The sequence below is a fragment of the Acinetobacter sp. USHLN143 genome (assembly GCF_037145695.1).
Classification (GTDB): Bacteria; Pseudomonadota; Gammaproteobacteria; order Pseudomonadales; family Moraxellaceae; genus Acinetobacter; species Acinetobacter fasciculus.
Map to the genome: position 1 here is coordinate 1 of NZ_JBBCWZ010000369.1, position 212 is coordinate 212.

Annotated in this window: 1 pseudogene; it reads left to right on the forward strand. The window is 42.5% G+C overall.

The annotated features are described in order from the left end of the window. Positions 1 to 111 (forward strand): annotated as a pseudogene (locus WFH18_RS18425) (IS6 family transposase); the annotation flags it as partial. Between the last annotated feature and the right edge of the window lie 101 nt (positions 112 to 212).

A 212-nucleotide genomic window follows, 5' to 3' on the forward strand; every position in this document is an offset into this window, starting at 1 on the left:
GTGCGCTGGTATTGTAAATATGGCATTAGCTATCGTGAACTGCAGGAAATGCTGGCCGAACGGGGTGTGAATGTTGATCACACGACTATTTACCGTTGGGTTCAACGTTATACGAATCTAAAAATGGGAGCCTATAGCTCCCATTTTTATTGTTAAACGTTGAATCCTATATGTTTTCCTGTTGGAAGCTCTACATCAATACGGAGCTTCCC